23 protein-coding genes, 1 tRNA gene and 1 pseudogene are annotated in these 26,285 nt (G+C 74.5%); 18 read left to right on the top strand and 7 right to left on the bottom strand.

The features are described from left to right. The first annotated feature begins 33 nt into the window (after positions 1 to 33). The 3 genes from HCJ94_RS19025 (at position 34) to HCJ94_RS19015 (ending at position 3,265) form a co-directional block, all read left to right on the top strand. The gene (locus HCJ94_RS19025; protein ID WP_205801519.1) at positions 34 to 1,176 is read left to right on the top strand and encodes a CapA family protein; all 1,143 of its coding nucleotides are present in this window, start codon (positions 34 to 36) and stop codon (positions 1,174 to 1,176) included. A gap of 86 nt (positions 1,177 to 1,262) precedes the next feature. Beyond that, the gene (locus HCJ94_RS19020; protein WP_168002367.1) at positions 1,263 to 1,952 is read left to right on the top strand and encodes a GntR family transcriptional regulator; all 690 of its coding nucleotides are present in this window, start codon (positions 1,263 to 1,265) and stop codon (positions 1,950 to 1,952) included. Further along, on the top strand, positions 1,949 to 3,265 hold the full coding sequence (locus tag HCJ94_RS19015) for an MFS transporter (protein ID WP_309227341.1): 1,317 nt from the start codon (positions 1,949 to 1,951) through the stop codon (positions 3,263 to 3,265). The genes HCJ94_RS19020 and HCJ94_RS19015 overlap by 4 nt, the downstream gene beginning before the upstream one ends. Positions 3,266 to 3,315: 50 nt before the next feature. On the opposite strand, the gene HCJ94_RS19010 is transcribed toward HCJ94_RS19015, so the two are convergent. Further along, on the bottom strand, positions 3,316 to 3,735 hold the full coding sequence (locus HCJ94_RS19010) for a hypothetical protein (RefSeq protein WP_168002366.1): 420 nt from the start codon (positions 3,733 to 3,735) through the stop codon (positions 3,316 to 3,318). Positions 3,736 to 3,919: 184 nt separating this feature from the next. Between HCJ94_RS19010 and HCJ94_RS19005 the strand changes: the two genes are divergently transcribed. Then, entirely contained in the window at positions 3,920 to 5,005 is a 1,086-nt protein-coding gene (locus tag HCJ94_RS19005; protein ID WP_168002406.1) for an S-(hydroxymethyl)mycothiol dehydrogenase, read from the top strand. Further along, positions 5,005 to 5,634, top strand: coding sequence for an MBL fold metallo-hydrolase (locus HCJ94_RS19000; protein WP_168002365.1), 630 nt, complete (start codon positions 5,005 to 5,007; stop codon positions 5,632 to 5,634). Before HCJ94_RS19005 ends, HCJ94_RS19000 begins: the two co-directional genes overlap by 1 nt. Positions 5,635 to 5,677: 43 nt before the next feature. Here HCJ94_RS19000 and HCJ94_RS18995 read toward each other — a convergent pair whose 3' ends face one another. Beyond that, positions 5,678 to 7,459, bottom strand: coding sequence for a sensor histidine kinase (locus HCJ94_RS18995; RefSeq protein WP_168002364.1), 1,782 nt, complete (start codon positions 7,457 to 7,459; stop codon positions 5,678 to 5,680). Positions 7,460 to 7,853: 394 nt separating this feature from the next. Between HCJ94_RS18995 and HCJ94_RS18990 the strand changes: the two genes are divergently transcribed. Next, complete coding sequence (locus HCJ94_RS18990; protein WP_168002363.1) at positions 7,854 to 8,624, top strand: hypothetical protein; 771 nt, start codon at positions 7,854 to 7,856, stop codon at positions 8,622 to 8,624. Between the two features lie 60 nt (positions 8,625 to 8,684). Here HCJ94_RS18990 and HCJ94_RS18985 read toward each other — a convergent pair whose 3' ends face one another. Beyond that, the gene (locus HCJ94_RS18985; RefSeq protein WP_168002362.1) at positions 8,685 to 10,307 is read right to left on the bottom strand and encodes an alkaline phosphatase D family protein; all 1,623 of its coding nucleotides are present in this window, start codon (positions 10,305 to 10,307) and stop codon (positions 8,685 to 8,687) included. Between the two features lie 1,025 nt (positions 10,308 to 11,332). Here HCJ94_RS18985 and fdh point away from each other — a divergent pair. The 8 genes and pseudogenes from fdh to HCJ94_RS18940 form a co-directional block, all read left to right on the top strand. Then, positions 11,333 to 14,577, top strand: a pseudogene (fdh, locus tag HCJ94_RS18975) (formate dehydrogenase); the annotation flags it as partial. Positions 14,578 to 14,603: 26 nt separating this feature from the next. Further along, positions 14,604 to 15,662 carry a 4Fe-4S dicluster domain-containing protein gene (locus tag HCJ94_RS18970; protein ID WP_168002404.1) on the top strand — a complete coding sequence of 353 codons (1,059 nt, stop codon included), beginning with the start codon at positions 14,604 to 14,606 and terminating at the stop codon, positions 15,660 to 15,662. Continuing rightward, positions 15,659 to 16,873, top strand: a complete 1,215-nt coding sequence (nrfD, locus tag HCJ94_RS18965) for an NrfD/PsrC family molybdoenzyme membrane anchor subunit (RefSeq protein WP_309227339.1) — start codon at positions 15,659 to 15,661, stop codon at positions 16,871 to 16,873. Before HCJ94_RS18970 ends, nrfD begins: the two co-directional genes overlap by 4 nt. 184 nt (positions 16,874 to 17,057) lie before the next feature. Next, positions 17,058 to 17,153: transfer RNA gene (locus HCJ94_RS18960), tRNA-Sec, on the top strand. Between the two features lie 18 nt (positions 17,154 to 17,171). Beyond that, positions 17,172 to 18,479, top strand: a complete 1,308-nt coding sequence (gene selA, locus HCJ94_RS18955; RefSeq protein WP_168002361.1) for an L-seryl-tRNA(Sec) selenium transferase — start codon at positions 17,172 to 17,174, stop codon at positions 18,477 to 18,479. A gap of 2 nt (positions 18,480 to 18,481) precedes the next feature. Continuing rightward, complete coding sequence (gene selB / locus HCJ94_RS18950; protein ID WP_168002360.1) at positions 18,482 to 20,239, top strand: selenocysteine-specific translation elongation factor; 1,758 nt, start codon at positions 18,482 to 18,484, stop codon at positions 20,237 to 20,239. Between the two features lie 99 nt (positions 20,240 to 20,338). Continuing rightward, positions 20,339 to 20,536, top strand: a complete 198-nt coding sequence (locus HCJ94_RS18945) for a hypothetical protein (RefSeq protein WP_168002359.1) — start codon at positions 20,339 to 20,341, stop codon at positions 20,534 to 20,536. 84 nt (positions 20,537 to 20,620) lie between these two features. Further along, positions 20,621 to 20,791, top strand: coding sequence for an amidophosphoribosyltransferase (locus HCJ94_RS18940; RefSeq protein ID WP_205801539.1), 171 nt, complete (start codon positions 20,621 to 20,623; stop codon positions 20,789 to 20,791). A 24-nt stretch (positions 20,792 to 20,815) separates the two neighbouring features. Here the strand turns inward: HCJ94_RS18940 and HCJ94_RS18935 are convergent, their stop codons facing one another. Next, entirely contained in the window at positions 20,816 to 21,439 is a 624-nt protein-coding gene (locus HCJ94_RS18935; protein WP_373684351.1) for a hypothetical protein, read from the bottom strand. Positions 21,440 to 21,608: 169 nt separating this feature from the next. Between HCJ94_RS18935 and HCJ94_RS18930 the strand changes: the two genes are divergently transcribed. Next, the gene (locus HCJ94_RS18930; protein ID WP_168002356.1) at positions 21,609 to 21,803 is read left to right on the top strand and encodes a hypothetical protein; all 195 of its coding nucleotides are present in this window, start codon (positions 21,609 to 21,611) and stop codon (positions 21,801 to 21,803) included. Between the two features lie 64 nt (positions 21,804 to 21,867). Here HCJ94_RS18930 and HCJ94_RS18925 read toward each other — a convergent pair whose 3' ends face one another. The 3 genes from HCJ94_RS18925 to HCJ94_RS18915 all read right to left on the bottom strand — a co-directional run bounded on the left by HCJ94_RS18925 (position 21,868) and on the right by HCJ94_RS18915 (position 23,535). Further along, on the bottom strand, positions 21,868 to 22,335 hold the full coding sequence (locus HCJ94_RS18925) for a hypothetical protein (protein ID WP_168002355.1): 468 nt from the start codon (positions 22,333 to 22,335) through the stop codon (positions 21,868 to 21,870). Further along, positions 22,332 to 22,544, bottom strand: coding sequence for a phosphatidylethanolamine-binding protein (locus HCJ94_RS18920; protein WP_168002354.1), 213 nt, complete (start codon positions 22,542 to 22,544; stop codon positions 22,332 to 22,334). Before HCJ94_RS18920 ends, HCJ94_RS18925 begins: the two co-directional genes overlap by 4 nt. 109 nt (positions 22,545 to 22,653) lie before the next feature. Further along, complete coding sequence (locus HCJ94_RS18915) at positions 22,654 to 23,535, bottom strand: universal stress protein (RefSeq protein ID WP_168002353.1); 882 nt, start codon at positions 23,533 to 23,535, stop codon at positions 22,654 to 22,656. Positions 23,536 to 23,647: 112 nt separating this feature from the next. Here HCJ94_RS18915 and HCJ94_RS18910 point away from each other — a divergent pair, with 112 nt between their 5' ends. The 3 genes from HCJ94_RS18910 to HCJ94_RS18900 all read left to right on the top strand — a co-directional run bounded on the left by HCJ94_RS18910 (position 23,648) and on the right by HCJ94_RS18900 (position 26,212). After that, on the top strand, positions 23,648 to 24,403 hold the full coding sequence (locus tag HCJ94_RS18910; RefSeq protein ID WP_168002352.1) for an SAM-dependent methyltransferase: 756 nt from the start codon (positions 23,648 to 23,650) through the stop codon (positions 24,401 to 24,403). A 108-nt stretch (positions 24,404 to 24,511) separates the two neighbouring features. Then, positions 24,512 to 25,687 (top strand): PP2C family protein-serine/threonine phosphatase, encoded by a 1,176-nt coding sequence (locus HCJ94_RS18905; RefSeq protein WP_168002351.1) that lies wholly within the window; start codon positions 24,512 to 24,514, stop codon positions 25,685 to 25,687. A gap of 57 nt (positions 25,688 to 25,744) precedes the next feature. Then, positions 25,745 to 26,212, top strand: coding sequence for a MarR family winged helix-turn-helix transcriptional regulator (locus HCJ94_RS18900; RefSeq protein WP_168002350.1), 468 nt, complete (start codon positions 25,745 to 25,747; stop codon positions 26,210 to 26,212). The last annotated feature ends 73 nt before the right edge of the window (positions 26,213 to 26,285 follow it).

Genomic DNA, 26,285 nt, shown 5'->3' with positions numbered 1-26,285 from the left:
ACGGGTTCATGCGGCAGGTGAGGGGACGGCCGGGTGGGGAACACGGACCGCATGGGCGACGTGACGCTCCTGCTCGGGGGCGACGTGATGACCGGCCGCGGCGTCGACGCGGTCCTGGCCCGTCCGGCCCCGGCGGACCTGCGGGAGCCGGCGGTGCGCGACGCCCGGGAGTACGTGGCCCTCGCCGAGGCGGCCAACGGTCCCGTCCCGAAGCCGGCGCCACCGCACCGGCTCTGGGGGGACGCGCTCGGCCTGCTCGACGCGGTGGCCCCGGACGTGCGGATCGTCAACCTGGAGACCGCCGTGACCGGGCGGGGTACGCACGACCCGACGAAGGGCATCCACTACCGGATGCACCCGGCGAACGTTTCCGCACTGACCGCCGCGCGGCTCGACGTCTGCGTGCTGGCCAACAACCACTGCCTCGACTTCGGGCCGGTCGGGCTCGCCGACACCCTGGACGCGCTCGCCGGAGCGGGGGTGGCGACCGCCGGCGCCGGGCCGGACGCCACCGCCGCCTGGCGGCCCGCCGCGGTGCCTCTCGCAGACCACCGCCTGCTGGTCTGGTCGGTGGCCGCGCCGTCGAGCGGCGTGCCACCGTACTGGGCGGCGACCGACGACGGCCCGGGCGTCGCGTACCTGCCGGAGGTGTCGGCCGCGTCGGCGGAGGCCCTCGCCGCCCGGATCGCCGCCGAGGCGCGGCCGGGTGACCGGGTCGTGGTCTCCGTGCACTGGGGCACCAACTGGGGGTACGAGGTGCCGCCCGAGCACGTGGCGTTCGCCCACCGCCTCGTCGACGCCGGCGTGGACGTGGTGCACGGGCACTCCTCCCACCACCCGCGCCCGGTCGAGGTGTACCGGGACCGGCTGGTCCTCTACGGCTGCGGCGACGTCGTCGACGACTACGAGGGCATCAGCGGGTACGAGAAGTACCGGCCGGAGCTGCGCCTGCTCTGGCTGCCCACGCTCGACCGGGCGACCGGCCGGCTGCTCCGCCTGCGGGCCGTCCCGGTGCGGATGCGGCGGCTGCGGCTGGAGCGCGCGGGCCCGGACGACGCGCGGTGGTTCGCCGACCTGCTCGGCGGCTTCGGCGCGCCGTTCGCCGGCGGTTTCACCGTCGGCCCCGACGGCCTGCTCGCGAGGGACGTCTCCGGTGGAACCGGGACCCCGTCCTGACCCCTCGGCCGGACCTCGGCGTGGCCTGAGCCACCGTCACGGTGGTCGGCCCACCTCGACGGAACGCCGGGCCGCATCATAGATACATGACGCATCCCTCCGCGCCCGAGCGCGTGCCCGTCGAAGCGGCCGCCCGGCATCCGGCGGCGCCGTCGGCGGCCGAACGCGCATACCGGCACCTGAAGCGGTCGATCCTCGAGCAGATCCACCCCGGCGGGTCGCTGGTCAGCGAGGGAGAGATCGCCGAGGCCACCGGGGTCTCCCGCACCCCGGTCCGCGAGGCGCTGCTGCGGCTGGAGGCGGAGGGGCTGGTCAAGCTCTACCCGAAGCGGGGCGCGCTGATCCGTCCCGTCTCCGCCCGGGAGATCGCCGACGTGATCGAGGCGCGGCGGCTGATCGAACTGCACGCCGCCGAGCGGGTGTGGCCCCGCCGCGCCGCTCTCAAGGCCGAGCTGGCGACCCGGCTGGCCGAGATGCGTGTCGCGCACGCCGCCGGCGACCTGACCGCCCTGATGGCCGCCGACCGCGCCTTCCATGCCACCGTCGTCGACGCCGCCGGCAACGAGATCCTCGCCGAGCTGTACCAGCGGCTGCGCGACCGGCAGCTCCGGATGGGCGAGGCGAGCTTCCGGCTCTCGCCCGGCTGGGCCGAGGTGGCACTGATCGAGCACGCGGCGCAACTCGCCGCCCTCGACGCGGACGATCCGCAGCCGTGGCTGGCGTCGGTCGCCGCCCACATCGACAAGGCGGCGACCGTGCTACGGACGCTGCGGTGACCCTGCCGGTCGCCGCCGCCCCGGTCGTGCCCCGCCGCTCCGCCGCGCTCGTCTGGGGCGTGGCGCTGAGCGCGTACCTGGCGGCCGTGTTCCACCGCAGCTCGCTCGGCGTCACCGGCGTCGACGCCGTGGAGCGGTTCCACATCAACGCCTCGGCGCTGGCCACGTTCTCCGTCGCCCAGCTCGCCGTGTACGCGGCGATGCAGGTGCCGGTCGGTGTGCTCCTCGACCGGTTCGGCTCCCGCCGGCTGCTGATCGCCGGCGGTGCGCTGATGCTCGCCGGCCAGCTCTGCTTCGCCCTCGCCACCGACGTCCGCCTGGCGGTGCTCGCCCGGATGCTGGTCGGCCTGGGCGACGCGACGACCTTCATCAGCGTGTTGCGGATCGTGGCGTTCTGGTTCCCCGGCCGCCGCAACCCGCTGGTGACCCAGCTGACCGGGACGCTCGGCCAGCTCGGGGCGATCCTCGGCGCCGTACCCCTGGTGGCGCTGCTGCACCGCGCGGGCTGGACCACCGCCTTCCTCGTCGCCGCCGCGGTGGGCGCCACCGTCCTGGTGATGGTGGTCGCCGCCGTCCGGGACACCCCGCACCGGGAGACCGCGAGCGGCCCGTCCCCCACCCTCGCCGCCGTGCGCCGGGAACTCGGCGCGGCCTGGGCCCAGCCCGGCACCCGGCTCGGACTCTGGACGCACTTCGTCACCCAGTTCTCCGGTGCGGTGTTCGCCCTGCTCTGGGGATATCCGTTCCTGGTGCAGGGGCAGAAGCTCAGCCCCACCGCCGCCGCCTCGCTGCTCACCCTCATGACGGTCGCGACGCTGCTCTCCGGGCCGGTGATCGCGCACCTGTGCGCCCGGCACCCGTACCGGCGCTCGGCGCTGGTCTTCGCCATCACGGGCGCCACCGCGACGATCTGGACGGTCGTGCTCGCCTGGCCCGGCCGCGCGCCGGGCTGGCTGTTGGTGACCCTGGTGCTGGTCCTGGCCGTCAACGGTCCGGGCTCGATGATCGGCTTCGACTACGCCCGCACCTTCAACCCGGTCAGCAGGATCGGCAGCGCCGCCGGCATCGTCAACGTCGGCGGCTTCGTCGCCTCGATCGGCCTCGTCCTGGCGGTCGGCGTGGTCCTGGACCTGGCCACCCCCGGCGGACGGGGCACACCCGACCTGGCCGCGTTCCGCTGGGCCTTCGGCGTGCAGTACGCGCTCTGGGCGCTCGGCGCGGTGCAGGTGCTGCGCTGGCGCAACGCCGCCCGGCGGCGCCACGCCGCCGAACGGGCGGCCACCGCGCCGGCTGCCGTACCGGCGACGTCCTGACCGCCCGGCCGCCCCCGGTCGGCCGGGCGGTTCGGCGCGCGGACCGGTGCTCAGCTGAACCGGCGGCGGAGGATGAGGTCGTCGAGGACCAGGGTCAGGCCGGCCCCGAGCAGCCAGACGTCCTTGGCCAGCGCGATGCCCTGCTGGGTCGGCTTCAGGCTGCCGGCCTCGCGCATCCCGGGCGTCTTGAGGTAGAGCTGCACCAGGCCGGCGCTGAACGCGGCCAGTCCCAGACCGGCCAGCGCCGACGGGACGAACGGCGTGAGCAGGGCGACCCCCAGCGCGGTCTCGGCCCCGGAGAGCAGCCGGGCGAACCGGTTCGCGTCCAGTTGTTTGAGCTGCGGGACGGCTCCCACGGCCATCGCGTGCATGCCCTGAGCGGCCTCGCCCTCCAGAGTCCGCTTGCTCAGCCCCGAGTTGAGGAAGAACGCGCCGATGCTGATCCGCAGCGGCACATGACTGACCCTCATGGCCCACTCCCGTCCGACGTCGAACCGTGCGCCCGCCTACCCGGCACCGGCGGCGCTAACCCCCCGCAGCGGCACGACGATCGCGAACTTCGGCGGTATTTTCACCCGGAAGCGTGATCGGCGGTGCCGGGGCACCGTGACCGTCGGCCGGCGGCGTGGCGACGTCGCGGAGCAGGAGGAGATCGTGAGCCAGCAGGTCAGGGGAGTCATCTCCCGCAGCAAGGGCGCGCCGGTCGAGGTGACGACGATCGTGGTGCCGGATCCCGGGCCGGGCGAGGCGGTGGTCCGCGTCCTGTCCTGCGGGGTCTGCCACACCGACCTGCACTACCGCGAGGGCGGGATCACCGACGACTACCCGTTCCTGCTGGGGCACGAGGCCGCCGGCATCGTCGAGCAGGTGGGCGCCGGTGTCGACTCCGTCGCGCCCGGGGACTTCGTGGTGCTCAACTGGCGGGCCGTCTGCGGCGTGTGCCGGGCCTGCCGCCGCGGCCGCCCGTGGTACTGCTTCGCCACCCACAACGCCACCCGGAAGATGACGCTCACCGACGGCACCGCACTCGCCCCGGCCCTCGGGATCGGCGCCTTCGCCGAGAAGACCCTCGTCCACGCCGGACAGTGCACCACGGTCGACCCGGCCGCCCGGCCGGCGGCCGTGGGCCTGCTCGGCTGCGGCGTCATGGCCGGCCTCGGCGCGGCGACGAACACCGGCGGCGTCACCCGCGGCGACTCCGTGGCCGTGATCGGCTGCGGTGGCGTGGGCGACGCCGCCGTCGCCGGGGCCACCCTGGCCGGCGCGACGACGATCATCGCGGTGGACCGGGACGCCCGCAAGCTCGACTGGGCCCGCCGCTTCGGCGCCACCCACACCGTCGACGCCACGACGGAGGACGTCGTGGAGGCGATCCGTGCCGCGACCGGCGGCTTTGGCGCGGACGTGGTCATCGACGCGGTCGGCCGGCCGGAGACCTGGAAGCAGGCGTTCTACGCCCGCGACCTCGCCGGCACGGTGGTGCTGGTCGGCGTGCCGACCCCGGAGATGACCGTCGAGCTGCCGCTGCTGGACGTGTTCGGGCGCGGCGGGGCCCTCAAGTCCAGCTGGTACGGCGACTGCCTGCCGAGCCGGGACTTCCCCCTGCTCACCCAGCTCTACCTGCAGGGCCGGCTCGACCTGGACGCGTTCGTCACCGAGGAGATCGCACTCGACCAGGTCGAGGAGGCCTTCGCCCGCATGCACCGCGGCGACGTGCTCCGCTCGGTGGTGGTCTTCTGATGGCCGTCCGCGTCGACCACACCGTCACCGCGGGCACCTTCTCCCTGGACGGGCAGACCTTCGACGTCGACAACAACGTGTGGGTGCTCGGCGACGACACCGAGTGCGTCGTGGTGGACGCCCCGCACGACGTCGACGCGATCCTCGCCGTCGTCGCCGGCCGGCGGGTGCGGGCGATCCTCGCCACCCACGCCCACGACGACCACGTCCGGGTGGCGCCCGCGCTGGCCCGGGCCACCGGGGCTCCCGTGCTCCTGCACCCCGCCGACCGGGTTCTGTGGGACCTGGTCCACCCCGACGAGCCACCGGGTGGGGAACTGCTCGACGGCGGGACCGTCGAGGTGGCCGGCACCAGCCTGCTCGTGCTGCACACCCCCGGGCACAGCCCCGGCGCGTGCTGCTTCCACGCGCCGGCGCTCGGCGTGGTGTTCACCGGCGACACCCTGTTCGCCGGCGGGCCGGGTGCCACGGGGCGGTCGTACAGCGACTTCGGCACGATCATCCGCTCCGTCCGGAACCTGCTGCTCACGCTCCCGCCGGAGACCGTCGTCCACACCGGGCACGGCGCGAGCACGACCATCGGCGCCGAGGCGCCGCACCTGGAGGAGTGGGTGGCCCGCGGGCGCTGAGCGGCCCGCGCCGCCGTCGCGGTTCCGCCGGGCCGCGCCGCCGTCAGGGCCGGCAACGCATGTGCAGGCGTACGGTGGTCCCGGCGGGCGTGGTGTGCACGCGTACCAGGTCACAGAGGGCGTGGACGATCACCAAACCTCGGCCGCCGACGCCGTCGCTCGCCGGGGTCAGCCGGCCCGCGAGCGGATCGGTCAGCCAGCCGCCGTCGTGGATCTCGCACACCAGGTGCTCGGAGGTCGTCCACATCCGGAGCACCCCGCTGCCGCCCGCGTGGGCGATGCTGTTCGCGGCCAGTTCGGTGACGGCGATCTGCAGGTCCGCCACCCGGTCCGCGTCGAGGCCGGCCACCGTCGCGCGGCCGGCCACGAAGCGGCGCAGCTCGGGCAGCGTGTCCACGTGGTACGCGCGGACGTCGACCGGCTCGGGCGGAGCCGGCAGCGGCGTGTTGTAGTGGGCCACCACGTCCGACGGTGCGTAGGCGGGACTGGACCGGCGGCCGGTGGCGTCGACGAGCACCGGGTGGGTGGCGTATGCGTCGGTCAGCGCGGTGTCGTCGAGGCCCGCCGCGTCGTACGGGCACAGGATCGTGGCGGGGCGGCCGGTGAAGGCGGCGTTGATCATGGCCTCGTGCTGGGCGCACGCCGGGTACTCGACGTCGCTGCGCCCGACCCAGATCGGCTCGCCGACGATGCGTACCCGCCGGCCGGGGTGCCGGTCGACGAACGCCTGCAACACCCACGGGATGATCCGCCCCGGGTTGCGCCCCGCGTCGGCCATGTCCGCCCAGCACACCGCGTCCGGGTCGTCCACGGCGTCGCGGACCAGGTCCAGGTGGGCGCGGGGCATCGCCACCAGGACCGGTTCCCCGGCGGCCACACCGCCGGCGACGAACGGCACCAGGCCGGCGACCAGCGCATCGGTGTCCAGGTAGAACAGTCCCTCGTGGACGAACTCGTCCTGAGCCGGCAACGTCCCCGTCACGCCGGCACCCCCGCGCCGACCAGGTCGAGCAGTCGGCGCAGCGGTGGGCGGCACCCCACCAGTCGCACCTCGCGCGGGCGGACCGCCCGGCCGGCGTCGACCAGGGCGGTGGCGGCGGCCACGTCGGCGAAGCTGACCCTCGGACAGGTCGAGGACGACCGCCCGCCCGGACGAGAGACGGTCAGTGGCGTCGGTCAGCATCGCGGCGAACGCGGCCCGGTTGCTGATGTCGACCTGCCCGACCAACCGCAGGCCGGGCGGCTGCCCGGTGCGGTACGCACGCAGCAGCGGGACCCACGTACGCCCGGTGCGGGGACCGACCGTCGACGGGTGTGTCGACGTCATTTCCCGCAGGTCGTCGGCGGGGAACAGCCGCCGGTCGTAGAGACACAGCGCCGCCACGCGCCCGTCGGGAAACAGCCGGTTGACGCTCGCCTCGTAGCGGCACAACTCGACCACGTCGTCACGAGTCGCCCACGACATGTCGCCCACCAGCCGGAGCCCGGTGTAGCCCTCCCGCTGCGCCCGGGCGCTCTCGTCGGCCAGCGCGGAGATCATCCGGTCCGGATCGAACCGCCCGTCCGGCCGGTAACTCTCCGCGGCCGGGCCGATCCGCAGGTGGCCGTCCGCGAGGGCTTCCTCCGGCGCCGCGCCCCGCTCGCGCACGGCGGCCAGCACCGCCGCCGGGTCGAGCACACCGAGGAAGCAGACGACCTTCTGGTCCTGCAGGAGACCGGAGGCGACGAACCAGCCCACGGCGTCGAGACCGACGGTCTCGTCGTCGTACGTCCAGCAGATGTGGTCACCCAGGTCGACCTGGCCGACCGCCGCTCCAGTGTTCACCGTCCTCGCCTTTCCAGTCGGCCCCCTCACTCTAACCCCGGCCCCGATCCGCGCTCGGCGGGCGCTGCGGGAGCACGCCTCCGGGCCCCCTCCTGCGTCGATTCGACGCGGCTGCGTCGGCTGTCCGGTTCCGACCATCTCCGCCGACGGCCACGGCGACCGGAACCGCGTGGAACCGACCCGTCCGTCCCGCCCTGCGATGCCCCCGGCCGGTCGTCCGGAACGTGACGTGACCTGGGCCGCAGAGGAGCGGGCGGACGTGGTTCTCCGGAATGGCCGCCAGTCCAAGCTGGTTGTGTCCCCCGTACCGCCGGAACTCAAACTCCCTCCGGCCTGGCAGTTCCCCCATGGAGTGCTCATTCCGGAGCGCTTCGCCTGACCGAAAGGGCACATCGTGAGGTACGACTTCACTCGATGGCTCCCGGCCATCGCGAAGGACTCGCAGCAGAAGATCGCCGGATGGCTCCCCGCCGTCACGAAGGACCCGAACCGCAAGGTCGCGCTCAGCGTGGCCGGCGTGGCCGCCATCGGCGCCCTGGCCGTCGCTCCGTCGGCCGTGGCCGCGCCCATCACCAGCGGCCCCCACGCGGGCGCCGTGGCCGCCATCGAACTGGCCACCGGCAAGAACGCCACGTCGGACGACTCCGAGTCGGGCAGCTCCGACGTGCCTGTCGAGTCGGGCCTGACGACCGGCGGCACCACCGACAAGCCGAGGGCCGGCAAGCCGACCCGCGACGAGCTCATCCCGCACGGCGTGCAGGGCGCCCAGTCGCGCGTCCCGCTCGACGACGACCAGCGGAAGAACGCCAAGGAGATCATCAAGGTCGCCAAGAAGACCGGCGTCGGCGAGCGTGGCGCGGTCATCGGCATCGCCACCGCGCTGCAGGAATCGAAGCTGTACAACCTGGGCCACCTGGGCATGTACAACGACCACGACTCGCAGGGCCTGTTCCAGCAGCGCCCGTCGTCGGGTTGGGGCACGCCCGAGCAGATCACCGACCCGGAGTACGCCTCCACGGCGTTCTTCGAGGCGCTGAAGAACGTCGACGGCTGGCAGGACCTGCCGCTGACCACCGCGGCGCAGACGGTGCAGGTTTCGGCGTACCCGTTCCACTACGCGCAGTGGGAGGAGCAGGCGGCCGACATCGTCGCCCAGAACTGGTGACAACCGCGTGACGAACCGGCCGGTCCCGAACGGGGACCGGCCGGTTCCGTTTCCGTGCCGTCAGACCAGCGGTGCGCTCTCCCGGCGCAGCCGCGCCGAGCCGGCGCCCACCGACCACCCCGCCACCCAGCGGCTACCGGTCGCGGCGCGCGTCCGGTCGGCCAGGTGGTACCAGTCCATCCGGCAGCGCTGCCGCGTCACCTCCAGCACGCCGTAGCCGTGCCCGTCCAGCTCAGCCCACCGCACATGCGGGTTGGTGGAGCGGATCAGGCCCGCGCCCAGTGCGCTGAGCGCGTTACCCGCCGGCAGGCCCAGGAAGTCGTTGACGTTGTCGCTGGTCACCGACGGCACCACGAACTCGGCGGCGGCCGGGTCGGCGAACCCGGTCGACCTGGTGGTCACCTCGTTCGCCCAGGACGTGTGGATGTCACCGGTCAGGAAGACGACGTCCTTCGTGCCGTTGGCCCGCAGGTGGTCGACCAGCTGGTTGCGGTCGGCGTTGTAGCCGTCCCACTGGTCGGTGTTGAGCGCCGCCCCGTTCTGCGGGATCCCCAGCAGGGTCCCCAGCGGCCCGAGCAGCCACGCCGGCAGCGCGCCCACGTCCAGCCGGGAGATCATCACCGGGTTGCCGACCAGCTTCCAGCGCGCGTCCGACGATGCCAGCCCCGCCTTCAACCAGGCCATCTGCGCCTCGCCGGTGATGGTCCGCCGCGGGTCGTCGACAGCCACGCCGGACGCCTGCTGCGACCGGTACGTTCGCAGGTCCAACATGGACAGGTCGGCGAGCCGGCCGAAGCGCAGCCGCCGGTAGATGGCGCCGTCCGCGCCGGTGCGCACCGGCATCCACTCGGCGTACGCCTGTCGCGCCGCCGCCACCCGGTCGGTGAAGCTGCCCTCGGTGCCCGGGGTGTGGTTCTCGGCCCCGCCCGACCACTGGTCGTTGGCCACCTCGTGGTCGTCCCACGTGATCGCCCAGGGCACGGCCGCGTGCAGGGCCTGCAGATCCGGGTCGCTCTTGTAGAGCGCGTGCCGGATCCGGTAGTCCTGCAACGTCAGCGTCTCGTGCGCCGGGCGGACCGGCCGCACCACCGTGTCCCCGGCGGCGAACTCCCCGGTGCCGTACTCGTACACGTAGTCGCCGAGGTGCACCACCAGGTTGAGGTCGCCCCGCTCGGCCAGGTGCCGGTACGCCGCGAAGTACCCCGCCTCCCAGTTTGAACAGGACACCACGCCCAGCCGCAGCCGGTCGATCTCGGCGTCCGCCGGCGGGGCGGTCATCGTGCGGCCGGTGGGCGACCAGGCCCCGGCGTAGCCGAAGCGGAACCAGTACGTCGTGGCCGCCGCCAGCCCGCTGACCGCCACCTTGACGGTGTGGTCACGGGCGGGACCGGTCACCAGCGTCCCCTGCGCGGACACCGACCCGAAGTCCGGGTCGGTCGCGACCTGCCAGGTCACCGTCACGTCCGGGCCGACACCGGAGCCCGGCTGCGATTCTTCCGTGGGGGTGAGCCGGGTCCAGAGCAGGACGCCGTCGGGGAGGGGGTCACCGGAGGCCACGCCGTGTCGGAATGCGCCACCGGCGGCCTGGGCCGGGCCGGCGAGGGTGGCGCCGGCGAGCACGGCCGTGCCGGCGGAGGCGCCGGCGACACGCAGGAGGGTACGACGGTCGAGGGTGTTCGTCATGGTCTATGTGTCTACCGTCAAGTAACCCCCTTCCGCTGCCCCGCACGGCGAGTGTTCTTCAGTACTTCCATCCAGGTTCGCAATTGCCGTCCCGCACCGTCGTCTCTTGTAGACGGTCGTGTTCCTTGTCTGACTTGCGGTTGTTCGCGAGTTCCGACTTGCTCCGTCGCATGGTTGCAGGTTGGGGGTGTGTCCGGGGGGTCTGCTCGCAGGGCCTGTTCCAGCAGCGTCCGTCCTCGGGGTGGGGCACGGTGGAGCAGAACCGTTCCACTACGCGCAGTGGGAGACCCAGGCCGCCGACCTGGTCGCCAAGTACTGGAACAGCTGACCCCCGAGCACAACACAGTCTTTCCTCACAGCGGCGTCTCCACACACACCGTCTGCACACCTGGTGATCGACTCGGCTTCCTGCATGTCGGGGTATCACCGACGGTCGGACACCCCGACATCAAGGACGTCGAGTCGATCAAGAGGTGTGGGTGCCGGGTTTTCGGGCCGAGACGGCCGGGCGGACCCGGACCGGGTCGGGGGTGGGGCCCGCCGTGACCGGCGCAGGGATCAAGCCTGACCGCCCGGAGCCGGTCACGGCGGGCCCCACCCCACCACCGCAACCAACGACCAAAGCCGGAACGCACCGACGAACCCCAAGCCCGGCCCACGGACGAACCCCGAGCCCGGCCCACGAACGAACCCCGAGCCCGACCCGGCCAGGACGTGGTCGCCGTCACCACGGCGGGTGGAAGAGCCGGGCGGGGTAGCGTGTTGAGTCGGGTGTCGGTGTGTCCAGTGTCCCCGGGCCTCACCTAAATTGCCGTCGCGGAATGCCGTCCGGCTGGAGCCGCCACGCGCCACTCGCCGAGAGGCGACCTACACACCGACACCCCAGCGCCGCCCCCGAGCCCACCGGGCCCGGGGGCGGCGCTGTTCGCGTACCCGAAGGGTGATCGCGACGCTCGGGTCGCGAGTGTCGGTCGCCTGCCCTAATGTTCGAGGGGTCGGCGTCGGGGCCGGGAGGGGGTGTCGCGGTGGGTCTGCGGACCTTCATCGAGGGCTGGCCGGTCTACCGGCAGCTCACCGGCACCGATCCGCTCGGCCGGGGTGCCGCGGCGCAGGCGAAGCGGTCGGCGGAGCTGACCGCGCGCACGGAGACGGCGGACCGCGTGGCCCGCTCGGTGTGTCCGTACTGCGCCGTCGGTTGCGGGCAGCGGGTCTACGTCAAGGACGAGCAGGTCGTCCAGATCGAGGGCGACGCGGACAGTCCCATCTCCCGCGGCCGGCTCTGCCCGAAGGGTTCCGCCAGCAAGAGCCTGGTCACCAGCCCGCTGCGGGAGACCAAGGTCCGCTACCGGCGGCCGTACGGCACGGAGTGGGAGGACCTGGACCTCGACGTCGCGCTCGACATGATCGCCGACCGGATCCTCGCCGCCCGCGAGCAGACCTGGGAGGATGTCGACAGCGAGGGCCGGCCGTTGAACCGGACGCTGGGCATCTCCAGCCTGGGCGGGGCGACGCTGGACAACGAGGAGACTACCTCATCAAGAAGTTGTTCACCGCGATGGGGGCGCTCCAGATCGAGAACCAGGCGCGCATTTGACACTCTGCCACCGTCCCCGGTCTGGGGACCAGCTTCGGTCGCGGCGGCGCGACGGACTTCCAGCAGGCGTTGGCGCACTCTGACGTCATCGTCATCCAGGGCTCGAACATGGCCGAGGCCCACCCGGTGGGCTTCCAGTGGGTGATGGAGGCGAAGAAGCGCGGCGCGAAGGTCTTCCACGTCGATCCGCGGTTCACCCGCACGAGCGCGCTCGCCGACACGTACCTGCCGATCCGCGCGGGCACCGACATCGCGCTGCTCGGCGGGGTGGTGCGCTACATCCTGGAGAACGAGCTGGACTTCCGGGAGTACGTGCTGGCGTACACCAACGCGGCGACCGTCGTCAGCGAGGATTTCGTCGACTCCGAGGACCTGGACGGGCTCTTCTCGGGCTTCAACCGGGAGACGCGCGCGTACGACCAGACCAGTTGGCAGTACGCGGGCCAGGAGCGGGACGGTGGGATCGAGGACACCGGCCGGGAGCGGGACAGCGCGGCCGGCCTGCGCCACGAGTCGCACGGCATGCCGGTGGCGGCCGTCGCCGAGCGGGACGAGACGCTGCGGCATCCGCGTTGCGTCTACCAGATCCTCAAGCGGCACTTCGCCCGCTACACGCCGGAGATGGTGGAGCGGGTCTGCGGCATCCCGCAGGAGAAGTTCCTCGAGCTGGCCCGCGCCTGGACGGAGAACTCCGGCCGGGAGCGGACCGGCGCGCTGGTCTACTCGGTGGGCTGGACGCAGCACAGCGTCGGCGTGCAGTACATCCGTACCGGGGCGATCATCCAGTTGCTGCTGGGCAACATGGGGCGTCCCGGTGGCGGCATCCTGGCGTTGCGGGGGCACGCCAGCATCCAGGGCTCGACGGACATCCCGACGCTGTTCAACCTGCTCCCCGGCTACCTGCCGATGCCGCACCACGCCAGTCACCCCACCTTCCAGCAGTGGGTGGACAGCATTCGCCACCCGGGGCAGAAGGGCTACTGGGCGAACGCGCGGGCGTACGCGGCCAGCCTGCTGAAGGCGTACTGGGGGGACGCGGCGACACCGGAGAACGACTTCTGCTACGGCTACCTGCCGCGGATGACCGGCGATCACGGCACGTACCAGCAGGTGCTGAACATGATCGACGGCAAGGTCAAGGGCTACTTCCTGCTCGGCCAGAACCCGGCGGTCGGCTCGGCGCACGGCAAGGCGCAGCGCCTCGGCATGGCCAACCTCGACTGGATGGTGGTCCGTGACCTGTTCATGATCGACAGCGCGACGTTCTGGCGGAACAGCCCGGAGGTGGAGACCGGCGAGATCGTCCCGGAGGAGTGCCGCACCGAGGTCTTCTTCCTGCCGGCGGCGTCGCACGTGGAGAAGGAGGGCACCTTCACCCAGACCCAGCGGCTGCTCCAGTGGCGGGAGAAGGCGGTCGAGCCGCCGGGCGATGCCCGCTCGGAACTGTGGTTCTTCTACCACCTGGGGCGCCGGCTGCGGGAGAAGCTGGCCGGCTCCGACAAGCCGCGCGACCGCGCCCTGCTGGACCTCGCCTGGGACTACCCCACGCACGGTCCGTACGCGGAGCCGAGCGCCGACGCGGTGCTGCGCGAGATCAACGGGTACGAGGTGGCCACCGGCCGCCCGCTGTCGACGTTCACCGAGGCCCGTGACGACGGCTCCACCGCCGTCGGGTGCTGGATCTACACGGGGGTCTACAAGGACGGGGTCAACCAGGCCGCGCGCCGCAAGCCGCGGCACGAGCAGGACTGGGTGGCCGCCGAGTGGGGCTGGGCCTGGCCGGCGAACCGGCGCACGCTCTACAACCGGGCCTCCGCCGACCCGGAGGGTCGGCCGTGGAGCGAGCGCAAGAAGTACGTCTGGTGGGACGCCGACAAGGGCGAGTGGACCGGCTACGACGTGCCGGACTTCGAGAAGTCCAAGCCGCCGTCGTACCGGCCGCCACCGGGTGCCGCGGGTGTGGAGGCGATCGCCGGCGACGACGCGTTCATCATGCAGGGCGATGGCAAGGGCTGGCTGTACGCGCCGACCGGCGTCCTCGACGGTCCGTTGCCGACGCACTACGAGCCGCCCGAGTCGCCGATGCGCAACCCGATGTACGGGCAGCAGGGCAACCCGATGCGCAAGATCTACCACCATCCGGTGAACCGGATCAATCCGAGCCCGCCGGAGCCGCACAGCCAGGTCTATCCGTACGTCTTCACCGTCAGCCGGCTCACCGAACACCACACCGCCGGCGGGATGAGCCGGTTCGTCCGGCCGCTGGCGGAGTTGCAGCCGGAGATGTTCGTGGAGGTGTCGCCGGAGCTGGCCGCGGAGGTCGGGCTGGCGCACCTGGGCTGGGCGCACCTCGTCAGCGGCCGCGCGGTGATCGAGGCCAAGGTGCTGGTGACCGACCGGCTCACGCCGCTGCGGGTCGAGGGCCGCGTGATCCACCAGGTCTGGTTGCCGTACCACTTCGGCCCCCAGGGCATGGTGACCGGTGACTCGGTCAACGACCTCATCGGGATCACCCTCGACCCGAACGTGCTCATCCAGGAGAGCAAGGTGGGCACCTGCGACATCCGGCCGGGCCGGCGGCCCACCGGGCCGGCGCTGCTCGACCTGGTCGCCGAGTACCAGCGCCGGGCCGGGCTGACCGTGGAGCGGGATGTCCCGATCGTCACCACCGACGCCGGCACCGACGGGGAGCGCGAATGACCATGCTGGAGGGCAACAGCCTCTACGGGCCCCTCGACCCCGCTCCGGACGCCGGCTGGACCGGGGCGCCGCCGCGGATGGGCTTCTTCACCGACACGAGCGTCTGCATCGGCTGCAAGGCCTGCGAGGTGGCCTGCAAGGAGTGGAACGACGTTCCCGCCTCCGGCTTCGACCTGCTGGGCATGTCCTACGACAACACCGGCGCGCTGACCGCGAACTCGTGGCGGCACGTGGCGTTCATCGAGCAGCCCCGTCCGGCCGGGCGCCGGACGCCGCCGTTCGCGGGTAACCCCACCGAGGCCGCGGTGAGCGCCGCGTCCGCGGCCGTCGCCGCCGGCACCCGGAACGACACCGGCACCGATCCGGGTGTGCCACCGGGCTCGTCCGAGGTGGCCGCCCGGATGGCGGCGGGCGGCGAGGCCGGCGGGACGCAGTTCCTCGGCATGCCGGGGGCGCGCCCGCCCGGCCGTACCGGCAGCGCCGAGGGGCGCACCGACTTCCGCTGGCTGATGATGTCCGACGTGTGCAAGCACTGCACGCACGCGGGCTGCCTGGACGTCTGCCCGACCGGCGCGCTGTTCCGCACCGAGTTCGGCACGGTGGTGGTGCAGGAGGACATCTGCAACGGCTGCGGCTACTGCGTCTCCGCCTGCCCGTACGGGGTGATCGACCGGCGCAAGGAAGACGGTCGGGCGTGGAAGTGCACCCTCTGCTACGACCGGATCGGCGCCGGGAAGACCCCGGCCTGCGCCCAGGCCTGCCCCACCGAGTCCATCCAGTACGGCCCGCTCGACGAGTTGCGCGAGCGGGCTGCCGCCCGGGTCGCCACCCTGCACGAGAGGGGGGTGCCGGAGGCGCGCCTCTACGGGCACGACCCGACCGACGGCGTGGGCGGCGACGGCGCGTTCTTCCTGCTGCTCGACGAGCCGGAGGTGTACGGGCTGCCGCCGGACCCGGTAGTGCCGACGCGGGACCTGCCGAGAATGTGGAAGCGGGCCGGTCTGGCCGCCCTGGCCATGGCGGCGGCGGCCGTCGCCGCGTTCGTCGGACGGTCCTCGTGAGCGCGGAGCACCCGGTCGGTGACCGGTTTCGCCGCTTCCGGGACGGTCTCGACGCCGCGGCGTCCGACCCGTCCTCCGGCGCGGGACGGGCCGCGCCGCCGGACCGGCCGACCGGCGACGCCGCCCACTCGGTGGGCTTCGACTCCGGTGCGCCGCGCAGCGACGCGGGAGCGGCCGACGCCGGGCTGGAGCCCCGGCCGCACCGCTCGTCCGACCCGGTGCGGCGACGTCGCGGCCGGCGCGGCGGCGAGGACCTGGCCGTCCCGGAGGCCGAGTTCACCTCGTACTACGGCCGGCCGATCCTCAAGCCGCCGGTGTGGACGTGGGACATCGCCGCGTACCTGTTCACCGGCGGGCTGGCGGCCGGGTCGTCGCTGCTGGCCGCCGGCGGGCAGGTCACCGGCCGGCCGGTGCTGCGGCGGGCCGGGCGGGTCACCGCGCTGGCCGCGGTCACCGCGAGCGCGGTCTTCCTCGTCAAGGACCTGGGCCGGCCGGCGCGGTTCCACCACATGCTGCGGGTGGCGAAGCCGACGTCGCCGATGTCCGTCGGCACGTGGATCCTCACCGCGTACGGGCCGGCGGCCGGGCTCGCGGCGGTCGCGGAGGCCGCCCCGTGGCTGCCGGGGCGCGGCGTGACCGGTCTGGCCCGCCGGGTGCTGCCGCCGGTGGGGCACGCCGCCGGGCTGGCCGCCGCGGTGACGGCGCCCGCCCTGGCCACGTACACCGGGGTGTTGCTCGCCGACACGGCCGTGCCGTCGTGGCACGAGGCGTACCCGGAACTGCCGGTCATCTTCGCGGGCAGCGCCCTGGCCAGCGGCGCCGGCATCGGTCTGGTCGCCGCGCCGCCCGGCGAGGCCGGCCCGGCCCGTCGGCTGGCGGTGGCCGGCGCGGCTCTCGAACTGTTCGGCTCGCACCGCGTGGAGACCCGGCTCGGGCTGCTCAGCGAGCCCTACACGACGGGCCGGCCGGGCCGGCTGCTGCGCGCGGCGCGGGCGCTGACCGTCGCGGGGGCCGCCGGGGCGCTGCTCGGCCGGCGCAGCCGGGTGGTCTCCGCGGCGTCCGGGGTCGCGCTGCTCGCCGCGTCGGTGGCCACCCGGTTCGGGATCTTCTACGGCGGGGTCGCCTCGGCGCGCGACCCGAAGTACACGGTGGTGCCGCAGCGGGAACGTGTCGCGCGGCGGCGGGCGGAGGCCGGCGACGCCGGCCGGTGACGGCCCGCCGAGCAGGTGCCGGCCGCCCAGCGAGTGCCGGCCGCCCAGCCGGTGGCGGCCCGCCCCGAGCCGGTGCCGGCCCGCCGCCGGTAGCCGGCCCGGACGACCGCCTGCGGCGGCCAGCCCCGGCCGATCCCCGCCGCCCGGCGGGCGGAGCGGGCTGCCCTGTGGTCAAATGCTGCGTGGAGGCGTTCAGGCGGCTGGTGCCCCTCCCGGTCTTCAAAACCGGTGTGGTCCGGGACCCGGGCCAGGCGGGTTCGATTCCCGTCCGTCTCCGCCAAGCATCGTGGGAGATGACGTGACAGCCGACGGCACCGCCGATCCACGCCGGCGGGTGCCGCGCACCGACACGCTGCTGGCCGACCCGCCGGTCGCCGCCGCCGTCGCCACCCACGGCCGCGACCGGGTCAAGGCCGCCGTGCACCGGGCGCAGGAGCAGGCGCGGCGGGGCGAGATCACCCCTGAGGGCGTACGCGACGCCGTGCTCGCCGCGCTGTCCGCGCCGGCCCCGCGTGCGGTGCTGAACGCGACCGGGGTCGTGCTGCACACCAACCTCGGCCGGGCGCCCCTGTCCCCGGCGGCCGTCGCCGCGGTCGTGGCCGCCGCCGGCCACACGGACGTCGAACTCGACCTGGCGACCGGTCGCCGAGCCCGGCGCGGCCGGGACGCCCTCGACGCGCTCGCCGCCGCGGTCCCCGACGCCGGGGCGGTGCACGTGGTCAACAACGGCGCCGCCGCGCTGGTGCTCGCCGCCACCGCGCTCGCCGCCGGCCGGGAGATCGTGGTCAGCCGCGGCGAGATGGTGGAGATCGGCGACGGCTTCCGCCTGCCGGACCTGCTGGCGAGCACCGGTGCGCGGCTGCGCGAGGTGGGCACCACCAACCGCACCCACCTCGACGACTACGCCGCCGCCCTGGGCCCGCAGACCGGTTTCGTGCTCAAGGTGCACCCGTCGAACTTCCAGGTCAGCGGCTTCACGTCGGCGGTGCCGGTGCGCGCGCTGGCCACCCTCGGGGTGCCGGTCGTCGCCGACATCGGCTCCGGGCTGCTCGCCCCCGACCGGCTGCTGCCCGACGAGCCGGACGCCGCCTCCACCCTGCGCGACGGCGCGGCGCTGGTCACCGCCAGCGGTGACAAGCTGCTCGGCGGCCCGCAGGCCGGGCTGCTGCTCGGCGACGCCGACCTGGTGCGGCGGCTGCGCCGGCACCCCCTCGCCCGGGCACTGCGGGTGGACAAGCTGACCCTCGCGGCGTTGGGCGCCACCCTCGCCGACCCGGTGACACCCACCCGGGCGGCGCTGCACGCCGACCCGTCGGCGCTGCGGACCCGCACCGAGCGGCTGCGTGACGCCCTCGCCGCCGACGGGTGCAAGGCCGAGGTCGTACCGGCCGTCGCCGTCGTCGGTGGCGGCGGCGCCCCCGGCGTGGAGCTGGACTCGTGGGCGCTGAGCCTGCCCGAGTCGTACGCGTACCCGCTGCGCACCGGGCAGCCGCCCGTGCTCGGGCGGGTCGCCCACGGCCGGCTGCTGCTGGACCTGCGCTGCGTCCCCGCCGACGCCGACGACACCGTCCGCGCCGCCGTGCTGCGCGTCCCCGCGGACGGCTGAGCATGTTCGTGGTGGCCACCGCCGGGCACGTCGACCACGGCAAGTCGACGCTGGTGCGGGCGCTGACGGGCATGGAGCCGGACCGGTGGGCCGAGGAGCGCCGCCGGGGCATGACCATCGACCTCGGGTTCGCGTGGACCGCCCTGCCGTCCGGGCGGACGGTCGCGTTCGTCGACGTGCCGGGGCACGAGCGGTTCGTGCCGAACATGCTCGCCGGGGTCGGCCCGGTGCCGGCGGCGCTGGTCGTCGTCGCGGCCGACGAGGGCTGGATGCCCCAGTCGGCCGAGCACCTGGCGGCGCTGGACGCGCTCGGCGTGTCGTACGGGCTGCTGGTGGTGACCCGCGCGGACCTGGCCGATCCGGGGCCGGCGTTGGCGCAGGCGCGGCACCGGCTCGCCGGCACCTCGCTGCGCTCCGTCGACGCGGTGGCGGTGAGTGCGGTGACCGGCGCCGGGCTGCCGGAGCTCAGGGCGGCCCTGGACCGGCTGGCCGGCACGCTGCCCGCCCCCGCGGCGGACGCGCCGGTGCGGCTCTGGGTGGACCGTAGCTTCACCGTGCGGGGCAGCGGGACCGTGGTGACCGGCACCCTGGGCGCCGGCCGGCTCGTCGTCGGCGACGAGCTGGAGCTGGCCGCGACCGGTGAGGTGGTCCGGGTACGCGGGCTGCACTCCCTCGGCACCGCCCGCGACGCGGTCGCCTCCGTCGCCCGGGTGGCGGTCAACCTGCGCGGCACGCCCCGCGAGCGGCTGGGTCGGGGCGACGCCCTGCTCTCGGCGGGCCGGTTCCGCCGCACCGACCTGCTGGACGTCCGGGTGGCCGGTGACCCGGCCGCCGACCTGCCGACCGCCCTCACCCTGCACGTCGGGTCCGCCGCCGTGCCCGCCCGGGTCCGCCCGCTCGGCGCGGACACCGCCCGGCTGCGGCTGGCCCGTCCGCTGCCGCTGCTGGTCGGGGACCGGGCGCTGCTGCGCGACCCGGGCCGCCACCACGTCGCCGGCGGCGTGACCGTGCTGGACGTCGCGCCTCCGCCGCTGCGCCGTCGCGGCGCGGCCGCCGCCCGGGCGGCCGTGCTGGCCACTCTGGACGGTCGCCCCGACCTCGCCGGCGAGTTGCGCCGCCGGGGGCTGGCCCGCGCCGGTGACCTCACCCGGATGGGCGTGGCCCCGGCGGGCCGGCCGGTCGCCGGGGACTGGCTGGCCGACCCCGGGCACTGGCGACGGCTCGGCACCCGCCTCGCCGAGGAGGTCGACCGGTACGCCACCGCGCATCCGCTGGACCCCGGTGCCCCGGTCGAGCTGTTGCGCCAGCGCCTCGACCTGCCCGACCGGGCGCTGGTCGCCGCCCTGGTGCGGCCCCCGCTGCGGCTGCACGCGGGGCGGGTCACCGCCGCGCCGGCCGACGCGTTGCCCGAGCCGGTGGCTCGTGCCGTCGCGCGGGTCCGCGCCGCGTGCGCCGCGCACCCGTTCCGGGCCCCGGAGGCGGACCACCTCGCCGATTTGGGGCTGGGGCCTCGTGAGATCGGCGCCGCGGTACGGGCGGGAGCACTGCTGCGGCTGGCCGACAACGTCGTGCTGCTGCCCGGTGCGCTCGACGACGCCGTCCGCGTGCTCGCCGGGTTGCCGCAGCCGTTCACCCTCAGCACGGCGCGGCAGGCGCTGGACACGACCCGGCGGGTGGCCGTACCCCTGCTGGAGCTGCTGGACCGGCGGGGCGCGACCCGCCGGCTGCCGGGCGACAGCCGGATCGTCGTCGAGCGGTAGCGGCCCGCCGTGGCACCCCGGCCCGGCCGTTCTCCAGCCGACCCGGCCGGAGCGGACGTAACCGGCCCCGGCGGGGGTGGGATCGCCTAGCGTCGGGCCATGGACCCTTCGGCGGTCTGGCGGGACAAGCAGCACCGGTGGCGGATCGAGGCGTACCGGGCGCCGGACCTGCGCTTCGCGATCTTCGCCACCAACGGCACCACCGAGTCCGCGCCGCTGTGGCTGTTCGGGATGACGGCGCTGGCCCGGTGGCTGATGAGCCACAAGATCTCGCTGGACGACCTGGAAGTCGACTGAGTCCCCGATCGGTGGGAAATGCGCCGTTCAGCCTCCTTCGCCCCCACTGCTTGGCTACTGTCGCTGAACGTGAAGGACCGAGGATTGCGCACCGCCGTCACGGTGCTGGCCGGGCTCGCGGTGATCTACTTCGGGACCACCGGCAGCGACCCCGAGGACGGGGAGGGGATCTCCGGCGGCCTGGTGGTGCTCGCCGTGCTCGCTGCCCTGCTCGTGTGGCACCTGACCAAGCCGGGGAACAACGCGGCGAAGTGAGTCGCCGGCGTCCACGCCGAGGGCTCAGCGGCCCGCCGCCCGCGCGACCTCCCCGGCGGACTCCTCGCCGAGCGCCACCCGGACGAGGGCCGACGCGAGGCGGCCGAAGTCCGCGTCGTCGACCAGCCCGGCGAGCCGCTCGGGGCTGTGGGGCAGGCCCAGCCGCTCCGCCCCGCTCAGCGTGCGCCGGTCGGCGTACGGGCGCAGGTCCGGCCACACCGCCTGCGCCTCGCGCAGGAAGATGTCCGCCCCGGTGGGCCCGATGCCGGGGAACTCGGTCAGCAGGCGGCGCAGCCGGGCCGGCTGCCCCTGCCCCTCGCGGTGCATCCGGCGCAGGTCCCCGTGCCAGCGGTCCAGGCAGACCCGCGCGCCGTTGCCGAGCATCGTGGCGGTCCGCTCGTCGTAGCGGCGGTAGTGACCCCGACCGAGGGCGTCGACCCGGTCCTGCCAGCTCGCCGCCTCCATCGCCTGCGGCGTGCGGTAGCCGGCGGCGAAGAGCTCCCGGGCGGCGGCCACCGCCACGCACGCCCGGATCCGGGTGCTCAGCAGGGTGGCGAGCACCAGCAGCTGGTAGAGCGGCCCTGGCCGGTCGGCCAACCGGATACCGGCCTCCTCGGCGTACGTGTGCCCGCGCCGCTCCAGCAGCACCCGTGCCGTCCTTCGGTCGTCGCCCACCGCCGGGACGTACCCGGCCGGCGTCGGGTTAGCCCTGTCCGGGGGCGACGGCATCGGCCCGGCATGGGGCCGGTGGCTGCGGGTACCCGATCGGGGAGGCGGCGTACGCCGTGCGCTGTCGCCCACCCGGAAGGAGAGGCTCGTGGTGAACCCGCAGCAGGAGGAGTTCCGGCGCAACAACAAGGGCGCGACCAGCCAGGACAGCAAGGGTCCGAAGCCGACGGGTCATCCGCTCAACCGGGGCTCCTCCCGAGGCGACGAGGGACGTCCGGTGCCCAAGGGACAGGTCTCGCCGTACGGCCCTGCGTCGGAACCGGTGGCCGAGGACGAGAGCTGACCGCCGACCACAGGCTCGCGCCGCCCGTTCCCACCAGGGACGGGCGGCGCGAACGCGTTCCGGGTCAGCCGCGCGGCGACCGGAGCCGGTTCCAGGTTGCGGCCGCCGCCACGCCGAACGCCAGGTGCGGAATGATGTCGGACAGCCAGTCGGTACGGCTCCAGGTGCGCGGGTCGGTGATGCCGAGCGCGGTCAACGACCCGTCCGACATCGTCATCACCCCGCCGCCGAGCACCCCGCTGGCCAGTGGCAGCGGCATGCGCCGGCCACGGGCCAGCAGAGCGAACCCGATCCCGGCGGTGAGACCCAGACCGTAGCCGAGCAGGGGGCCGAGCCCCGAGCGGCGGTTGGCCGCCCGGTCCTCGGGCCCGAGGTCGACGTGCGTCATCTGGGCGAGGCGGCGGGCGCTCTCCTCCGGGGTGCTGCTGGCCGGTCGGGCCCGCAGCGTCATGTCCAGGAAGCCGACCGCGTTCAGGGCGCTGCTGCCGACCGCGCCGGCGATCGCCCCGTCGACCAGGTCCACCGCTCTCACGTGGGGTCGCCGGCTTCCCGCTCGCTCTTCGGGCCGTAGATCCGGTCACCGCGGACCACACCCCGCTGGCCCCGGTCCTGCTGGAGGATCCGGTTGGCGACCTCGTTCGCCTTCCGGTCCGACACCCGCCGTCCGGAATCGTCGATCGCGTCCCGGATGCGCGCGCGCTGCTTGTCGTACGCGTTGCTCCCCGGCCGTGGTCCTGGCATCGCTGCCTCCTCCGGTCGTCCTCGCCGTTGGCGTACCGGGCTGGTCTACCCGTCGGCGCGCCGGCCAACCGTGCCCAGGGCCGGTGCCGACGGCGCGGTGCCGGGCCGGTCAGCGGGGCGCGCGGACGACGGCGACCGGGCAGTCGGCGTGGTGCAGCACCGAGTGGCTCACCGAGCCCAGCAGCAGGCCGGCCAGCTCGCTGTGGCCCTGCCCGCCGACCACCAGCAGCTGCGCCTGGCGGGACGCCTCGGTGAGCATCCGCGCCGGGCGGCCCCGGGTGGTCGCCCGGCGGATGGTCAGGTCCGGCCACCGGTCGCCGAGCCCCGTGAGGGATTCGGCGAGCACCCGCTGCTCCTCGTCGCGCAGTTCGCTCTCGTCGTACACCAGGGGTTGCATGTCGCCGGGGCCGGCGGAGACCGGGTGCCGGTAGGCGTGCAGCGCGACCAGTTCGGCGTCGCGCAGCGCTGCCTCCTCCGCCGCGAACTCGACGGCCAGGCGGGACACCTCGGAACCGTCCACGCCCACCACGACCGGTCCGTCGGGGTGGTCGCTGCCGCGGGCGACCAGGACCGGGCAGTCGGCGTACGTGGCGACCTGCACCGCGACGGAGCCGACCACCAGGGCCGCGAACCCGCCGAGCCCGCGGTCGCCGAGCACGATCATCACGGCGGTCGGGGACTCGCCGAGCAGGACCGCGGCAGCCTCCCCGTCGATGATCTCCCCGGACACGCGCAGGTCCGGTACGGTCGCCTCGGCCTCGGCGACGGCCGCGGCGACCAGCTGCTCGGCCTGGTGGCGGATGCCCGCGCCGGGCGGGCCGCCGGGCGGCGCGTCCACCGGTACGTGCAGCAGCGGCCAGATGAATCCGTGGACGACACGCAGTGGACGGTTGCGGCGGGCCGCCTCGACGGCCGCCAGGCGGACGGCCCGCAGGGCCTGCTCCGACCCGTCCACGCCGACCACCACCGCCGCGCCGTTGGCCGAGTTCACCCCGCTCACCTCCGGGGTCAGTATCCCGGTCACCGGGCGGTTGCGCGGCGATACCGCCCGCACTGGACGGTCGGTACGCTGGGCGACGACCACCGGGGAGGGAGCGTCGTCGATGGTTGAGGAACCGGAACCGGACCAGCCGAGCACCGCACGGATGATCGACCACTGGCTCGGCGGGGAGCACCACTTCCCGGTCGACGTCGCCGCCGCCCGCGCGTTCGAGTCGGCGTACGGGCCGTGCGCGCCGGTGTTCCGGGAGCTGCGGGCCTTCCTCGGCCGGGCGGTGCGGGCGATGGCCGCCGAGGGGGTGGACGGGTTCCTGGTCTTCGGGGCGGGGGTGCCCACGAGGGGCAACGTGCACGAGGCCGTTCCCGACGCGACGGTGCTCTACACCGACGTCGACCCGGTCACCATCCGGCTCGGCCAGCGGATCCTGGCCGACAGCGACCGGGCCGGCTACGGGTTCGGCGACGCGACGGACATCGGCACCGTCGACCCGGCGCAGCTGCACCGGTTCGTGCCGGGGTGGGGGAGGAGGCCGGTCGGGGTGGTCTTCCTGGGGCTGGCCGCGTTCCTGGACGACGGGACGCTGGCCCGCACCCTCGACGAGCTGTACGCGGCGACGGCACCGGGCAGCCTGCTCGCGGTGGACTTCGACACCGAGGAGCTGGCCGCGTACCCGCAGGCGCTGGCGATGATGGGGCCGGCCTTCCGGATGCGGGCGCCGGCGGCGTTCCGCCCGCTGCTCGGCCGGTGGACCCCCACCGCCGACGGGATCGGGCCGATCACGCACTGGCGGCCCGAGGGGACGCCGGCGGCGGTGCCGGACGCCTTCCACGGCGGGGTGGCCGTGCGCGGGGCGGACTGAATTCCCAGGTCGTGACGGTGCCGTCCGGTCGCGTCGATGCCGGGCGCGGCGACGGGCGACCGTCTCCGTATGATGCTTGCCCTGCTGCAAGTGTTGTCGGAGGGAATCATGTCGGACCCGGTTGGTCTGGTGTCGCGCGCGCTTCGTGCGGCCCCGCCGGACCGGCTGGTGGAGGCCGCCGACCGGACGATCCGTTCCGGGCTCGGCGCGACGCGCACGGAGGTGCTCATCGCCGACTACCGCCTGGGCGGGCTGTGGCCGGTGGGCGACGCGGACCGGCCCGACGGCGGCCCACCCGACCGGCGGGGGCTGGCGCGGCGGTGCTTCAGCAGCCAGCAGGCGATCAGCGAGGAGGACGCGGCGGGCCGGTGCCGGTGGTACCTGCCCCTGACGGCGTGGGGGGACCGGATCGGTGTGCTGCTGGTCGAGCTGCCGGGCCCGGCCGGCCCCGAGGTGGTCGGCCAGGCGCTGGAGATCGCGGGGGAGCTGGCGACGGCGTTGCGGGCGGCGGACCGCGGGACCGACCGCTACCACCGGGCCCGCCGGCGCGAGCGCCTGAGCATGGCCGCCGAGTTGCAGTGGGAGCTGCTGCCCGCCCGCAGCATGAGCCACGACGCGTTCCAGCTCGCCGGCCAGTTGGAGCCGGCGTATACGGTGGGCGGTGACCACTTCGACTGGTCGGTGGACGGTGACCGGCTGACCGTGACGGTGCTGGACGGTCACGGCGTCGGACTCGCGGCGGCGGTGCTCACCGCCGTGACGGTGAACGCCCTGCGCAACGCGCGCCGCTCCGGCGAGAGCCTGGTGGAGCAGGCGGAGTTGGCCTCGGACACCGTCTTCCACCAGCATCGGGGCGCGCGGCACGTCGCCACGCTGCTGCTGGAGCTGGACACCGCCACCGGCCGGCTGCGGGCGGTCGACGCCGGCTCTCCGCACCTGCTGCGCCTGCGCGGCGGCGCGCTCACCCCGATCAGCCTGGAGCAGCAGCTGCCGCTGGGCATGTTCGCCGAGACCCGCTACGACGTGCAGGAGGTCGACCTGGAACCGGGGGACCGGCTGTTCGTGGTCAGCGACGGCGTGTGGGCGGCCGTACCGGCCGGGCGCGGCCGGTACGGGGACCGGGCGATGGGCCGGGCGATGCGCGCGGCGCGGTTGCAACCGCCACCGGAGGCGGTTGGTACGGTGATGCGCGAGCTGCGCGCCTGGCACGACGACGCGGACCTGCGGGACGACGCGGTGGTGGTCTGCCTGGACTGGCGCGGTTCCGGCAGGGACGTGGAATGAGGGCGGTCGCCGCGACGGCGGCGTCGACCCGAGCGGGACAATCGCAGGAGACAGCGGGTGGAGCGTTCTCCGGATCTGGCGGCGGCCATCGACGGGGCGGCCGAGGCCCTCATCGGTGTGCTGGACTCGGCGGTCTCCCGGCAGCAGCTGGCCGTCTCGCCCACGCAGCTGCGCGTGCTGTCGCTGCTCAGCAGCCGACCGGACACCAACGTCAACGGGCTGGCGGAGCTGCTGGACGTCGTACCGTCGTCGGCGAGCCGGTTGTGCGACCGGCTGGAGGCTACCGGCCTGCTGCGGCGGGTGGGGGATCCGCACGACCGGCGGGAGGTGCGGCTGGTGCCGACGCCCGCCGCGGAGGCGCTGCTCTGCGACGTGAAGGAGCGCCGGCACCGCGCCGTGCAGGCGGTCCTCGACCGGATGCCCGGCCGGGTGCAGCAGGAGCTGCTCGTCGCGCTGCTGGCGTTCAGCCGGGCCGCGGCCTCGGCTCCCGAACCGGCACCGGGGGTGGCCGCCCGCTCGGCCTGATCCCGGCGTCATCTAGCTTCCTAGGACGCCTTGCGCGATGTGGCCTACACCACACCGCTGGAATGCGCGGCGA

Source organism: Micromonospora thermarum (assembly GCF_012034245.1).
Lineage (GTDB): Bacteria > Actinomycetota > Actinomycetes > Mycobacteriales > Micromonosporaceae > Micromonospora > Micromonospora thermarum.
This window is presented reverse-complemented; position numbering and strand designations above follow the sequence as displayed.